This is a genomic window from Morganella sp. TYF_1 (assembly GCF_043105645.1).
GTDB lineage: Bacteria > Pseudomonadota > Gammaproteobacteria > Enterobacterales > Enterobacteriaceae > Morganella > Morganella morganii_B.
This window is the reverse complement of record NZ_JBICLU010000026.1, coordinates 1047703-1062406: the sequence shown is the minus strand read 5'-3', so window position 1 is coordinate 1062406 and position 14704 is coordinate 1047703. Positions and strand designations below refer to the sequence as shown.

General features: G+C 54.5%; 14 protein-coding genes. 2 read left to right on the top strand and 12 right to left on the bottom strand.

Annotated features, from left to right (window positions below; genetic code table 11):
* Positions 1-11: 11 nt before the first annotated feature.
* From malX to kbaZ, 9 genes are all read right to left on the bottom strand, one after another.
* The gene (gene malX, locus ACF8OF_RS18555; protein ID WP_279799874.1) at positions 12-1583 is read right to left on the bottom strand and encodes a maltose/glucose-specific PTS transporter subunit IIBC; all 1572 of its coding nucleotides are present in this window, start codon (positions 1581-1583) and stop codon (positions 12-14) included.
* 138 nt (positions 1584-1721) lie between these two features.
* Complete coding sequence (gene kbaY, locus ACF8OF_RS18550; protein ID WP_392497345.1) at positions 1722-2579, bottom strand: tagatose-bisphosphate aldolase subunit KbaY; 858 nt, start codon at positions 2577-2579, stop codon at positions 1722-1724.
* 2 nt (positions 2580-2581) lie between these two features.
* Positions 2582-3751 carry an SIS domain-containing protein gene (locus ACF8OF_RS18545; RefSeq protein ID WP_262862289.1) on the bottom strand — a complete coding sequence of 390 codons (1170 nt, stop codon included), beginning with the start codon at positions 3749-3751 and terminating at the stop codon, positions 2582-2584.
* Between the two features lie 283 nt (positions 3752-4034).
* Positions 4035-5174 (bottom strand): N-acetylglucosamine-6-phosphate deacetylase, encoded by a 1140-nt coding sequence (gene nagA / locus ACF8OF_RS18540; RefSeq protein ID WP_279799878.1) that lies wholly within the window; start codon positions 5172-5174, stop codon positions 4035-4037.
* A complete protein-coding gene (gene agaF, locus ACF8OF_RS18535) occupies positions 5171-5605 on the bottom strand; it encodes a PTS galactosamine/N-acetylgalactosamine transporter subunit IIA (protein ID WP_279799880.1) in 435 nt (144 codons plus the stop codon). Before agaF ends, nagA begins: the two co-directional genes overlap by 4 nt.
* Positions 5606-5620: 15 nt before the next feature.
* The gene (gene agaE, locus ACF8OF_RS18530; RefSeq protein ID WP_004237712.1) at positions 5621-6496 is read right to left on the bottom strand and encodes a PTS N-acetylgalactosamine transporter subunit IID; all 876 of its coding nucleotides are present in this window, start codon (positions 6494-6496) and stop codon (positions 5621-5623) included.
* The gene (gene agaW / locus ACF8OF_RS18525; RefSeq protein ID WP_004237713.1) at positions 6486-7265 is read right to left on the bottom strand and encodes a PTS N-acetylgalactosamine transporter subunit IIC; all 780 of its coding nucleotides are present in this window, start codon (positions 7263-7265) and stop codon (positions 6486-6488) included. The genes agaE and agaW overlap by 11 nt, the downstream gene beginning before the upstream one ends.
* A 10-nt stretch (positions 7266-7275) precedes the next feature.
* On the bottom strand, positions 7276-7749 hold the full coding sequence (gene agaV, locus ACF8OF_RS18520) for a PTS N-acetylgalactosamine transporter subunit IIB (RefSeq protein ID WP_004237714.1): 474 nt from the start codon (positions 7747-7749) through the stop codon (positions 7276-7278).
* 15 nt (positions 7750-7764) lie between these two features.
* On the bottom strand, positions 7765-9039 hold the full coding sequence (kbaZ, locus tag ACF8OF_RS18515) for a tagatose-bisphosphate aldolase subunit KbaZ (RefSeq protein ID WP_392497344.1): 1275 nt from the start codon (positions 9037-9039) through the stop codon (positions 7765-7767).
* 259 nt (positions 9040-9298) lie between these two features.
* Between kbaZ and ACF8OF_RS18510 the strand changes: the two genes are divergently transcribed.
* The gene (locus tag ACF8OF_RS18510) at positions 9299-10108 is read left to right on the top strand and encodes a DeoR family transcriptional regulator (protein WP_025152695.1); all 810 of its coding nucleotides are present in this window, start codon (positions 9299-9301) and stop codon (positions 10106-10108) included.
* A gap of 86 nt (positions 10109-10194) precedes the next feature.
* Here ACF8OF_RS18510 and ACF8OF_RS18505 read toward each other — a convergent pair whose 3' ends face one another.
* Positions 10195-11844 carry an alpha-keto acid decarboxylase family protein gene (locus tag ACF8OF_RS18505; protein WP_392497343.1) on the bottom strand — a complete coding sequence of 550 codons (1650 nt, stop codon included), beginning with the start codon at positions 11842-11844 and terminating at the stop codon, positions 10195-10197.
* Between the two features lie 138 nt (positions 11845-11982).
* Here ACF8OF_RS18505 and ACF8OF_RS18500 point away from each other — a divergent pair, with 138 nt between their 5' ends.
* Entirely contained in the window at positions 11983-12891 is a 909-nt protein-coding gene (locus tag ACF8OF_RS18500) for a LysR family transcriptional regulator (protein WP_392497342.1), read from the top strand.
* Between the two features lie 4 nt (positions 12892-12895).
* Here the strand turns inward: ACF8OF_RS18500 and ACF8OF_RS18495 are convergent, their stop codons facing one another.
* Together ACF8OF_RS18495 and ACF8OF_RS18490 are read right to left on the bottom strand one after the other, a co-directional pair.
* On the bottom strand, positions 12896-13456 hold the full coding sequence (locus tag ACF8OF_RS18495) for a DUF2786 domain-containing protein (RefSeq protein WP_279799889.1): 561 nt from the start codon (positions 13454-13456) through the stop codon (positions 12896-12898).
* Between the two features lie 204 nt (positions 13457-13660).
* Positions 13661-14623, bottom strand: a complete 963-nt coding sequence (locus tag ACF8OF_RS18490) for a substrate-binding domain-containing protein (RefSeq protein WP_262859559.1) — start codon at positions 14621-14623, stop codon at positions 13661-13663.
* Between the last annotated feature and the right edge of the window lie 81 nt (positions 14624-14704).

Sequence of the window (14704 nt, the reverse complement as noted above, 5' to 3'; positions counted from 1 at the left end):
CTCAGTTCCTGTTAAATTAAGGCTTCAATGCCGGATTTCACACTCTGCACCTGCGGGCCGATAATCACCTGCACACTGTGGGCATCCAGTACCACCACAGAGAGGGCACCGGCGTCTTTCAGGGTTTTCTGATCCACCTTATCCATATCTTTCACCACCAGACGCAGACGGGTGATACAGTTATCCAGCGAATCAATATTTTCTTTACCGCCGAGCGCGGTGAGGATCAGGTTGTGATCGTATTTGGCTTTGCCGCGTGCTTTTGTATTGGCTTTCACTGCCTGTTCCGCGCCGTCAGCGGCATCTTCACGGCCCGGTGTTTTGACATCATGCTTCAGAATGTACCAGCGGAAGACAAAGAAGTAGATAGCGAACCAGATAATCCCGACCGGGAACACCAGATACCATTTGGTGGCGGTTCCCTGCATGATGCCGAAGATCAGCAGATCCAGAATCCCGCCGTCAGTGTTCCCGATCGTCACGCCGAGCAGTGCCATCACCAGCAGGGCAAGACCGGACATAATAATGTGGAAGATATAGAGCACCGGCGCGATAAACAGGAACAGAAACTCAATCGGCTCGGAAATTCCGGTCACGACGGAAACCAGTACCCCGGACAGTAATAACCCTTTGATCACCGGACGGTTCTCCGGTTTTGCGGTGCGGTAGATAGCGTAAGCCACCGCGGGCAGACCAAAGATAAAGGTCGGCATAAAGCCCTGTGACAGGAACGCGGTGACATGCGGGCTGAACGGCAGACCGGCCTTCAGTTCGGCATAGAAAATATTCAGGGCTCCGGCGACTTCATTGCCGTCAACAAATTCCGTACCCCCGGCCGGGGTAAAGCGCACCATGGCCAGCAGAATATGGTGCAGCCCGAATGGCTTGAGCAGCAGCACACCGACACCGTACAGGAACGGGCCGAAAACATCGGTACTCTGAATGATATGGCCGATCCCGGCAATGCCCATGGCGACATATTTCCACAGGAACGGGATCGCGAGGCCGACCAGTGACAGGGTCAGCGCGGTGATAATCGGTACAAAACGGATGCCGCCGAAAAATGCAAAAGCATCATGCAGGACGGTATCCTGGAAACGCTCATGCAGAAAATAGGTGATAACGCCGACCACAATCCCGCCCAGCACCCCCATTTCGAGGGTCTGGATACCGAGAACCACAGACTGCCCGACCTGCTTCATCATTGCCGGGTCGGCAAGCTGGTGGGTGACGGTCAGGTAATAATTGATGCTCATGTTCATCAGCATATAGCCGACAAACCCGGCAAAGGCGCCGACCGCCTTGTTACGGTTTGCCAGCCCGAACGGAATGGCCATGGCAAACATCACCGGCAGATAGGTAAAGGCAAAGCCGCCGACCATTGCCATAAAACCAAAGGTCAGCTGGACAAATTCATTGCCGAGAAACGGAAAACTGCTGATAGCGGAAGGACTGGTGACCGAACTGCCTATCCCGAGTAATAACCCCATGAAAGCCAGTAATGAGACGGGAAACATAAAGGTTTTCCCGAGACTTTGAAAAAATTCCCAGAGTTTGGATTTAAACGACTTTTCCTGCGACATCGTAGAGTACTCCTCAGCTTCTTTATAATTTATTGGTTAAGGGGTGTTACGGAACTGTCTTTTTTATTGTTGTTTTTTTATTATTTTTCGCAGATGAAAAAGGCGGCACTGCGGGGGAACACAGTGCCGCCTGACGGGTTACAGAAGCTGACCTTCCGCACCACAGACGCTGATTTTATCGCGGACAACCGCTTTCATGGCATCCATACCGACCCGCATGTAATAGCGCGGATCGTTGCCGTCCGGATTTTCCGCAAACCAGGCGCGGACCGCCCCGGCAAAGGCAATTTTCAGCTCGGTGGCGACATTGACTTTGCACACCCCCAGCTCAATGGTGCGGCGGACATCCGCATCCGGCACATCACTCGCGCCGTGCAGTACCAGCGGGATATCCGTAATGCTGCGGATTTTTTCCAGCCGGGCAAAATCAATTTTCGGACGGCTGGTATACAGGCCGTGAGCGGTACCGATAGCTACCGCCAGACTGTCAATGCCGGTCAGTTGTGCAAAACGGCGCGCTTCATCCGGGGAGGTCAGAAAGGCGCTTTCCGCATCCACATCCATATCATCCTCAACACCGCCGAGACGGCCGAGTTCCGCTTCCACGCTGCAATCCTGACTGTGGCAGAAATCCGCCACGGATTTGACCAGCGCGACATTCTCCTCAAACGGGAAATGGCTGCCGTCGATCATGGCACTGCGCACACCCTGACCGACTTTGGTGCGGATATCGTCAAGGGTTTCGTGATGGTCAAGATGCAGGGCGACCGGCATGGAAAATGAGCGGGAATAGGCATCACACAAGGCATAGATTTCCGGGAAACTGATGTGCTTAAAGGTGCCCGGCGTGCCCGCCAGAATCACCGGTGCGCGCAGTTCCGCACAGGTTTCCAGAATGGCCTGAATCGTTTCGGCATTATGGATATTAAATGCCGGAACCGCATAACCGTTGGCCTGTGCATGTGTAAGCAGATATTTGGTTGAGATGATCCCCATGATTACGCTCCTGTGTTCTGATTATTGAAGGGGTGAATAGTCACGCCCTGAACAACGCGGTTAACGGTGCCACTGGCAGACGGGGTATCCGGTGTGATCCCGGTTCTGACAGACTGACTGAGGGCAAATAACTGTGCATACGGCAGGAAACAGAACAGCAGTTCTGTATCGCTGAGGGCATCACCGGCAGGCAGATAACAGTGTGTCCCAGCGCTGATGGCATCATCCGGCCGATCGGCTATTGCGACCACCTGTTTGGCGATCCGGTCGCGGCGCAGTTCAGCCAGCAGATCCAAATCATACTGACGGGTGTAGGGCTGGTTTGAGATGTACACAACCACCAGGGTATCGCCATCGACCAGCGATTTCGGGCCGTGGCGGAAGCCGGTCGGCGTGTCATAAAAGGCGGCAATTTGCCCGGCGGTCAGTTCCAGCAGTTTGAGGGCGGATTCCCGCGCCAGGCCCTGGAAGCTGCCGCTGCCGAGGTAAACCACGCGTTTAAAAGCATCATTACCCGGCAGAATCTGTCCGCTGCTGCCATGCGCGGCGAGAATATCCCGCGCCCGCTGCGCCACAATGGCAAAGCGTTCTGTGCTGAACGTCTGCGGGGCGAGGGCGGCGAGGCAGCTGCACATCATGGAGGTAATGCTGCTGGTCATGGCAAAGGCGTTGTCATTGGTCTGCGGCGGCATCAGCAGGGCAAAACCGTTATCACTGCCCTGTACACGCTGGTACAGATGCCCCTCTTTATTACAGGTGATCACCAGATGCGAACAGCGGGCAACACACTGATTAGCAAGATCAAACGCGGCAACGCTTTCCGGGCTGTTACCGGAACGGGCAAAGGAAACCAGCAGTACCGGTTGCTGCTCAGGCAGATAATCCGCCGGATTGGTGACGATGTCGGTTGTCGGGATCGCCGTGACGCTTTTGCCGGTCAGGCGGCGCAGTACGGGAGAAATCATCTCACCGATAAAGGCGGAGGTTCCGGCACCGGTCAGAATGATACGCAGGTTGTCCTGCGCCAGCAGCGGCGCGAGAAAGGCATCCAGCTGTGCGCGTTGTGAGTCGATTGAGTGTAATGCACTCATCCAGCAATCAGGTTGCTGGCGGATCTCCGTTTCCGTCCAGGTGGAATAGCGGGGTGTGGCGGCAGAAAGAGGGTCGTGCATAGCTTCATCCTTTACATGACGTTCAGCCGAAAGTGAAATGAATCAAAAGATCACTCGATCCGTCATTACCTTTCGGTTGGTTTCGTTTTGAGGTTTAATTTCAATTTACAGGAAGGAAAACGAAGGATCAATGCAGTAATGAAAAGAAAACGAAAAGTGTGACTTACACCACAAGTGAAATGATTAAGCTATTGTTTATTAGTTAGTTATATAAAAATACCCGGCGGATAATCATAAGGAAAAGAAAGGTGCAGAGAGAACCGCACCTCAGAATGAAAGAAAATCAGCGTACCGGCTGCCCGTGGATCCAGGTTTGTGTTACCCGCCAGTCACTGTTCAGGTCATTGAAGTGCGCCCGTTTTCCGGGGGAGATACTGCCGTGTGTTGCGGTGATCCCCAGCAGTTGTGCCGGTTGCAGAGAGGCCATGCGAATGGCGGTTTCCGGCAGCGTACCGGTATCACTGATCATCCGGCTGACCGCGTCATCCAGTGCCAGGGTGCTGCCCGCCAGACCGCCGGAGGCGGTCCGGACAATGCCCGCTTTCATGGTGACATCATGGCCGCAGATATCATAAATGCCGTCCGGCTGTCCGGCCGCCCGCATGGCATCGGTGATCAGCACCGTGCGGTGTGCGGCACACTGACAGACAATCCGCATCACTGCCGGGTGGACATGATGCCCGTCAGCGATAAGCTCCAGCCAGGCGCGCGGGTCGGATAATCCGGCTCCCGCCATGCCCGGTTCGCGGTGATGCAGGCCGGTCATGCCGTTGAAACAGTGAACCAGCCCGTCAGCCCCGGCATCAAGTGCCGCCAGGGTCTGTTCATACGTGGCGGCACTGTGGCCGAGCATCACATTCAGCCCGCGCTGTTTCAGATGGCGGATGGCATTCAGTGCGTCCGGTTTTTCCGGTGCCAGCGCGACCACTTTCAGTGTGCCCTGCGCATCGGCAATCAGGGTATCCAGCTCACTGATGTGTAATTCACGGAACAGTTCCGGCGGGTGTGCGCCTTTGTTCTGCGGCGTGAAATACGGCCCTTCCAGATAACTGCCGAGCACTTCCGCCACTGGTTCTGTGGTGGTCTGCTGCTGACAGTAACGGGCGATCCGTGCGAGAGTGCTGCCCAGATCCGGCAGCGGGGCGGTCACCGTGGTGGCGAGCCACGCAGCGACCCCCTGTTGTGCCTTGAAAGCGGCAATGGTTTTCAGTGCCTGCGGGTTATCATCCATCACATCCATACCCTGCCCGCCGTGGACATGAGTATCGATGTAGGCCGGGCAGAGCTGCTCCGCATCAAACTGTGCTTCTTTTGCCGCCAGCGGCGTGATGGCGGTAATGATGCCGTCTGATACTGCCACCGCCTGGTTTTCCCGCCAGCCGTATTCTGTCAGTACCCGGCGGGCACGGATTTGCCGGATCATATGCCTTCATCCTCCGTTTCACAGCAGCGTTCGCGCAGTAACTCGTCCGTCAGGCTGGTTAATCCGCGGTGTCCGCAGGCCAGTGCTTCACGGCGGAATTCAGCCGGAGAGAGCGAATCCCGCTCCAGTGCCATTTCCAGCAGCAGCTGCAGATTGGTGCCGGTGATCACTTCGCGGTCTTCCCGGCCCTGTGACAGGGTGGCAGCCACACGGAACGGGGTACCGCCGAGGATATCGGTCAGGAAAATCACACTGTCGCAGTGTGACATCAGCGCCAGTGCGGCTTCCAGTTCCTGTGTCAGGCGGGCGGTGGTGGATTCCGCCGGAAAATCAACCGCCGCGAAATCCTCCTGCTCCCCGATAATCTGTAACATGGCTTTTTCCAGTCCGGAGGCAAAGCCCCCGTGACCACATAAAATAATTCCCGGCATCAGTTGCTCCTCTTATCACAGGAAATGGGCGAATTTGCCGATGATACCCAGCGCCACGGTCAGTACGATCAGGCGCAGCGGGCTCCAGCCACGGCGCACCAGCCAGAACATTGACAGGGTGTATACCAGCGGCAGGAAAGCAGGCATCAGCTTATCAATCACATCACTCTGTAATTTCACGACCGCATCACCGGCGGTGATTTCCAGTGTGGTTGAGAGCCGTACATACGTTGCCACCAGCGCGCCGATTACGGTCATCCCGACAATCGAGGCCGCATGGCCGACTTTTTTGGTATTGGCTTTGATAAGCGGAATGGCGGCAACCCCCATCCGGTAAGCATAGTGCGCCAGGCCGAAACGCAGGCCGAAATGAACAACGTTAAACATCACCAGGAACACCACTGCACCGAGAATCGATCCCTGCAAGGCGAGGCTGGCACCAATCCCGCCGCAGATAGGCAGCAGGGTCAGCCAGAACATAGCATCACCGATCCCGCCCAGCGGCGCACCCACGGCAATTTTGGTGCTCTGGATACTGTTTACATCCTGTTTGGAGCGCTCCATGGCCAGAATGATGCCGATAACAAAGGTCACCAGGAAAGGGTGGGTATTGAAGAACCCCATATGGCCTTTCATGGAACGCGCCAGATCACGCGGATTGGTGTGGATTTTTTTCAGTGCGGGCAATAATCCGTACAGCCAGCCCGCCGCCTGCATCCGCTCATAGTTAAAGGAGGCCTGTAACAGCAGGGAGCGCCACGCGACCCGGTTGATATCTTTGCGGGTCAGTTCCGCACCGGTGCTCTGATCTTCATACACGTTCTGGTTACAGTCTGCCGGCAGTAAGGTTTCCGCTTCTGCGGCAGATGAATGATTTTTTTCAGATGCCATCTTCAAATTCCTCGTGTGACGGTTGTGCCGGTTCGCTTTCTGCCGGTTTGCGGACGAAATCGATCATTGCCATCGCCAGTGCGGCGGCGGCGATTGCCAGAACCGGCAGCTGAAGCCAGGCAGCGCCGACAAATCCCAGAATGAAATAAGGAATGTAGGCATTTTTCATCATGATTTTCAGCAGAACGGCAAACCCGATGGCAGGCATAATGCCGCCCGCGACACCCAGGCCGTCAATTAAGCGTGCAGGGAGTACATCAATCAGGGTTTTGGCGTGATCCGCCCCGAAATAGATCGGCAGGAAGGCACAGAGAAAATAGAACGTACCGAGCGCCAGCAGGGCGAGGTAGTTGATGCGCTCAATCCCTCTGGTATCGGCATTGGCAGCCATTTTGTCGCAGCGGGACATCACACCGGACATGACTGAGAACAGGAAGGTGATCCCCATCTGAACCGCGACAGCAAACGGGACTGCAACACCGACTGCCACTTCCGGTTTGACCCCGGTGGAGATAGCAAAGGCGGTGCCGACAATCGTACCGATAATCACGTTCGGCGGCTGGGCACCGGCCAGCGGTGCCAGTCCCATCCAGACCAGTTCCAGTGTCCCGCCGGTCAGTATCCCGGTATTGAGATCCCCGAGGATCAGGCCGACCACCGGTCCCAGCACCACCGGACGGTGAATGTGCGTGAGTCCGTTAAACAGATCCAATCCGGCAATAAAGGCTACCAGCCCGAGAGCGATAGCTTGTAACAGACTGATTTCCATACATGTATCCTCAGAGCAGTTTAAACAGATCCTGCGCCGGTTCTGTCGGTACGCCCTGGATATAACAGGCGACACCGGCCTCGTTAAGCCCGCGGAATGCGGCGATATCCGCCTCATCCACAGACACAGTTTTGGCAATCTGACGTTTTCCTTCGGTATAGTGAATATTGCCGACGTTAATGCGTTCCACCGGAACACCGCCTTTCACCAGGGTCAGAAAATCTGCCGGGGTTTTGCAGACCAGCAGAATTTTCTGGCGGTCAGCGGCTTTATGAATATTGTCGATCACTTTCTGCAGCGGCCAGAAACGCACGGCAATCCCTTCAGTCAGCACCATTTCCATCAGGTTCTGCTGTAACGGATCTTCCGCCACCTCATCATTGGCAACCAGCACCAGGTTGGCACCGGCAAATCCCACCCACTGGACACCAACCTGTCCGTGGATTAACCGTTCATCAATACGACTTAACACAATATTTGGCATGGCTGTTTCTCGCTCTTATCGGCAGGCATCGTGATAGTGACGCAGCACAGTCTGAATGTGTGCGATGATTAATTCGTCCGGTGCGGCGGAAATCGTTCCGGCGCGTACCAGCGGATACTGTAACGGCAGATACTGGCTGATCAGCGGCAGCGGGATCGCCGTTTCTGTCAGGTTTTCCAGCAGACGGGTTACTGCCGCACTGATGGTCTCATCCGGCCAGTAATAGCGGATGCGATCGGAATAGCTGTAGCTGCGGGCAAGGCGGCGGGTCTGCTCGTCACCGGTGTAATAACTCTGCCAGTAACCCGGTTGTTTCAGCATGACATCTTCCAGCACCTGACGCAGCCCGGAACGTACCGCCGGAGCAACCAGCTCATCTTCAATACCGGCGAGAGCATACAGCGCTTCACGCAGGGCGAAGGTCAGGCCGGGGCCGACTTTCAGAATCGCAAAGTGATCGTTCACCAGCTGACTGAGTGCCTGCGGGGTCTGGTAATCGGTGGAATGCGCCTCGTACACAAGGTGGTCATGATGCGTAATCATCTCACTCAGTGCGCGGGCCTTTTCCGGACGGTAATCAATAACATTATTATGATCAAATTCCACCCCCGGCTGTACCACCAGCCCGGTAATGCGCGGCCAGATATCCGTGAGCTGATGCTGCGCAAATGCGTTCTGATGTGCGGCAATAGTGGCGGATGCGGCCTGCGGCGTGGTAACCGCCAGCTCATTCAGCTCTTCGTGAGCCCCGCCCGGCACCGGTACTTCTGTACCAATCACATACACCAGATCGCGGACGCCGAAATGTTTTTCACAGGTTTCCTCGGCAATCACCGCCAGGCGGGCGGCACGCTGTGCGACGATTTCATCCGTCAGCGGTACCGGATCACCGGCACAGGACATACTGCAGTCGAGGTGAATTTTTTTGAACCCGGCGGCAACATACGTGCGGATCAGCTCATCGGCTTTTGCCATCGACTCTTCAGCCGGTTCGTTCTGCCAGCGGTTCGGCCCGAGGTGGTCGCCGCCGAGGATCAGGTTTTCGCGGGAAAAGTGATGTTCATCGGCGAGTGTCCACATAAAATCACGGAAATCTGCCGGGGTCATGCCGGTATAACCGCCGAACTGATCGACCTGATTGGAGGTTGCTTCAACCAGTAACGGCGTCTGTTGTTCACGGGCAAAACATACCGCTGCTTTCAGAACATACGGATGGGCAGAACAGACAGCATAAATCCCTGTTTTCTCACCCCGTTTGTGACGGGCAACGATATCAGTTAAAAGTTTCACTTTCCTCTCCTTACAGCCGGATGTGGTTTGTTTTTGTTTCGATGTCTGAATAACATACTGCTATACAGAAAAAAGAAAACAAAATGAAAGGTTGTGAAATCCAGATCTTCATCACAAAAGAAATATAATGAAAGTGTTTGTTCCTGAGTAATCCGGGGTTCACCCTTTTTATGGGCTTGCATTCTGTACAAAGAAAAGCGTTAATATGCCAAACGAAATGAAACGAAAGATTTTTTAAATGAATGTTAAGGATAAAATCATGAACAGTCCGGATGCCGGGACGGATAACCGGGTGATGGGAACGAGCGAGCGGCGTGAGCATATCATCCAGCTTCTGCGCGCCCACGGCAGTGTTCAGGTTAATGCGCTGTCGCAGCAGTTCCGTGTTTCCACCGTGACTATCCGCAATGATCTCGCTTTCCTTGAAAAGCAGGGGATCGCGGTGCGTGCTTATGGCGGCGCACTGATTTGTGAGGGGGTTTCACCGGTTAGCGAACCGTCGCTGGAAGATAAAAGCACCCGCCACACGACCATCAAACGCGATATTGCGGCGGTAGCCGCCGACCTTATCCGGCCGGGGCTGCGTGTGATTCTGGATTCCGGCACCACGACCTGTGAAATTGCCCGTCAGCTGCGCCACCATCAGGACACGATTGTGATGACCAACGGCATGAATGTGGCGAATGCCCTGCTGGACGCGCCGGGCGTGGAGTTGCTGATGACCGGCGGTCAGCTGCGGCGTCAGTCGCTCTCTTTTTACGGCGACCAGGCGGAGCAGTCATTACAGAATTATCACTTTGATATGCTGTTTCTCGGGGTGGATGCGATTGATCTTGAGCGCGGCATCAGCACGCATAATGAAGATGAGGCGCGTCTTAACCGGCGGATGTGCGAAGTGGCCGGGCATATTGTGGTGGTGACGGATTCCAGTAAATTTAACAGCTCCAGCCTGCATAAAATAATCGATACCCAGCGTATTGATACCATTATTACCGATGACGGTATTCCCGAAGAAAGCCTGACCGGATTGCGCCGGATCGGTACAGAAGTGATTCTGGTGAAGGGATAACAAAAAACAGGGGTGTATCTGTCCGCATACTATCCGGCGCAATCCGGTACCGGCTAATCCGGGGCTGTATCCGGATTGCCGGTGAGTTAAAACGAGTACAGTGTTGCCACGGATTCACCGAGTTTTTTTGCCAGATCGGATGCGGCATAGCGCTCTGTAATGATCTCAATATACGCGGCGCGGTCACCGGTTTCCGCTTCCCGGATTGCCTCATCCAGTTCCGCGCAGGTGGTAACGCGGCGGCAATACCAGTTATCGCATCCCAGTGCCTGCGGCAGTTGCACGTAACGCCACTGCGGCAGGTCGTTATAAACAGCTTCCGGGTCTTTGCACAGCAGGCGTTCAATGAGATAGCCGTCATTATTCAGCACAAAAATAAGCGGTTTCAGACCAAAACGGCCAAACTGACTGATTTCCTGGGCGGTCAGCTGGTGTGAGCCTTCGCCGGTGATCAAAATCAGTCTGCGATCAGGCGCCGCCACGGCTGCGCCAACGGCTGCTGGTGTTGCCCAGCCGATAGATCCCCATAACGTCTGGTTATGGAATTGTGCCCCTTCCGGCAGCAGCGCAAACCCTAATCCCATCGAAACCGTACCGGTTTCAGCGATGATAATGTCGTCTTTTCTGAACATTTGCTCAAAACGGGGATACAGATACTGCGGGGTAATATTACCGGCAGCGTCAGAGACCGGTTTACCCAGCCCGGTGGCTGCCGGAATATGACATTCCCGGTGCGGCAGTACGGCAGTCAGGGCAGGCAGTAAATCCCGCATATACACATTCTGATACATCGCTGAGCCGATGCGGACATGATCCGCCATAATGCTGATCCGCTTTTCCGGTGCGATATCAGCGGTAAAACTGCCGGTATTAAAGTCTGTCATCACCGCGCCGATACCCAGCACACAGTCACTGTTTTCAACAAATTCCCTGACCTGCGGGTTCATCAGCTGACCGTTATACATCCCGGCGTAATGCGGGTCGGATTCACTGATGATGGCTTTATCCATAAACATGGTGGCGTACGGCAGTCCGGTCTGGCGGATTAGCGCCTGTACGTCATCAATCAGTCCGGAACGTGCGGCCAGCATGCCCGGCAGAATACAGGCAGACGGGCTGTCCGCCAGTTTTGCCCTGATCGCGGCAACTGCCTCAGTGAGCGCGGTTTTGTCACTGACCGGCTGTGCCGGCGCGGTAAGGTGTTCCGGCATCTGAACCGGCTGTGTGGCGTAATCAAACGGAAAGCCCATATAGACCGGACGGCGCTCACGCAGCGCGGCAGCAATCAGGCGTTCTGTCTCCGCCACACAATTCTCCGGGGTCATAACGGCATGGGCACAGGAAAGGCGCTGTCCCAGCTCATAGAACAGGCTGAAATTACCATCGCCCAGTGTGTGATGCACCAGACGACCACGCTTCTGCACACCGCTGGCGGGCATGCCGACCAGATGAAAGACCGGCAGATTTTCTGCATACGATCCGGCAATACCGTTAATAGCACTCAGTTCCCCGACCCCGAATGTGGTGGAGAGGGCCGCCATGCCGTTAACCCGCGCATAGCCGTCAGCCGCATACGCGGCGTTCAGTTCGTTACAGTTGCCTATCCATTGCATTGTCCGACTTTCGCAGACGGCGTCCTCAATCGGGAAAGCAAAATCTCCCGCCACACCAAAGAAATGGCGGATACCTAAATCCTGCAGGCGGCTCAGCACATGTTCAACGACTGTTTTTGTCATGATGATCTCCGGTAATACAGTGGCTGATTTATCAGCTTTAAATGATTAACAATATGAATGAGTTTTAGCGGGAATTACGGCAAACAGGAAATAGTTTATACTCATCGGGGCTATAACAAAAGGTAATAGGTGACAGGTATGGATATACGGACATTGCGCTATTTTACGGAAGTGGTCCAGCTTAACGGATTCAGCCGGGCGGCGGATGCTCTGTTTGTGACACAACCGGCCATCAGCCGCAGTATTCTCCGCCTGGAGGATGAACTGGGATTTACCCTGCTGACACGGGAACCGGATGGTGTCCGGCTGACAGACGAGGGCGCGGTTCTGTTTGATCACGCAACCCGTATTCTGGCGCAGTTTAACAGTATGAACAAAGCGTTACAGGATAAATCCGGCCCGCTGACCGGTACTCTGAATGTCGGATTACCGCCGGTTATCGCTTCAACCTATTTTGCCGGGATCATTATGGCGTTCAGTACCCGTCATCCGCAGGCGGAACTGAAGATTTTTGAACTCGGAACAGAGCAGATGTCTGAGGCCATGGCGGAAGGCAGTGTCGAGACGGCGGCGGTGATGCTGCCGTTTGATGATACCCGCTTTGATTTACAGCGCTTTGCAACGGATCGTCTGATGCTGCTGGTGAGTACCCGGCACCGGCTGGCAGACAGTGAGCAGGTGAGCTTCCGTGAATTAACGGATGAAAAATTTGTCCTGTTTTCCGACGATTTCCGTATCAATGAACTTATCCGCAACGCCTGCGGTATTTATCATTACAAACCGGCGGTGGCAGGCAGAAGTAACCATCTGGATCTGATCATGGCGATGGTCAGTGCCGGGGTCGGCGTCACGCTGCTGCCGGAAAGTATGTGGCGCGCTCACCGGACAGACGGTCTGGCGGCGGTCAGTGTGGCGGACCCGGTGCTCTCTTATGATCTCGCGCTGGCTAATGTGAAAGGGTATCAAAGCCGCAGTTGTCTGGCCTGGAATACACTGGCGCGGGAAATTCTCGGTATTTCGTGTGTCACCGGTGTTGATCCCGGCTGACCATTTACTGTAAATACAGGATATACACCACAAATAACAGCAGTATGATGAAAATCAGTGCCGGGCCGGTGACGCGCGATCTGACCGGGCGCGGCTCCTTTTCCGGCGGACGGCGCGGCTGAGCCGGCGGTACCGGCGGAGCCACGGTTTCAGGTTCAGGGCAGGGGGCGGGCGGCGTATCATGGCCGGATTGCTGCGCCCTGCGTTTTTCCAGCTCGCGCAGTGCCTGCTGTTCCCGTTCTCTCTGCTGTTTCCGTTGCTGTTGCTGCTCTGCCACTTTCTGAAATGCCCGCAGCCGCTCCTCTTCCTGCTGTTGCAGTCGTGTCATTTCCCGGTGCTGCTCTTCCGGGGTCAGCGGGCGGGGCGGTGTTTTTCTGCGGGGTGGTGCTGGCGGCGGCGGAGAGGGTTCTGCGGAATAGATATCAGATAACTCAAGGCGGTATTTTTTCATGAAGATCCGCGCTTTTGAAAAGGCGTTCGCGGCTTCATTCTCATTACCGGCATTTTCGGCAAGAGACATCAGCTTTCTGACTTTTTCAACCGCCTTTTCTCTGTCATCCATCATTTCTTATCACGTATTTATCCGGCAGATACGACTATCATACGGTGAATCAGAGTGAGGGAAAGAGTGAAAATGGCGTTACAGAATATTCAGTGGTTCATGCCGCGTTCCGGACATGATTTTTTTGAATGGTATATAAAACCGCCTGAACAGGGAAGATTACGGATAAAAAAACGCCGCCTTCACAAGAAGACGGCGGGAGTGTATTTATTGACGGGCATCCAGTAACTGTTGTGCGTTTTCTTTGGTGACCTGAGTCCACGGAATCGCGTAACGTTTGTCTTTACCGTCATTCCATTTCAGCTGGTCAGCATACTGAACCCAGATTTGGGACTGTGGCTCGTATTTATCGCCTTTGACCGCTTTCATCGCCAGGTCGATAGAACCCTGCATCTGTGCATTCGCGTCCTGGAGAATGGAGACCATTTCGCCCTCCTGAACAGAGCGGATAGCATCAGATACGCCGTCAACACCGGCAATGGCGAAATCATTGACATTCAGACCGGCAGATTTGATTGCTTCAATCGCACCCAGTGCCATTTCGTCGTTCTGAGCGATGACACCATCGATTTTACCACGGTGTTTCTGCAACCAGTTTTCCATCAGCGGCATCGCTTCCGCGCGTGACCAGTTAGCGGTTTTGCGCTCCAGCACTTTCACTTTACCCGGACCACATTCCGCAATCGCTTTGTCATTACCTTCGCCGCGCTGAATTTCACCGCTGCCGCCTTTCGGCCCTTCGATAATCACCACGTTACCTTCACAGTTCATTTTTGCCAGAACGGCTTTGGCTTCCATATAACCGCCGAGGACATCATCAGATACCACTTCTGCGGTCATTTTATCGGTGTTCAGACGGGCGTTGGTGACGATAACCGGGATTTTGGCGTCATTTGCCATGGTGACCACGTCGATATTCGCTTCATAATCCATCGGGTTGATGATGATAGCGTCGGATTTGGTCTGGATTGCGGTTTCCGCCTGGTTGTTCTGCACCATCGGGTCATAACGGCCATCATAAACTGTGATGATCGCTTCACCGTTTTTCACAGCCGGATGCTCTTTTGCGGATTTTTCCATTAACTGGACAAATTCAGCTTTCATGCCGTACATCAGAACGGCAATTTTCACCGGGTTGTCCTGTGCCGCAAATGCCTGTCCGCCCATCATCAGGGCTGTCAGTGCAGCGATTTTGGTCAGTTTTTTCATGGTCATTCCTTCATTGTGTAGGGTAGTTTTGCTTTTGTTTTT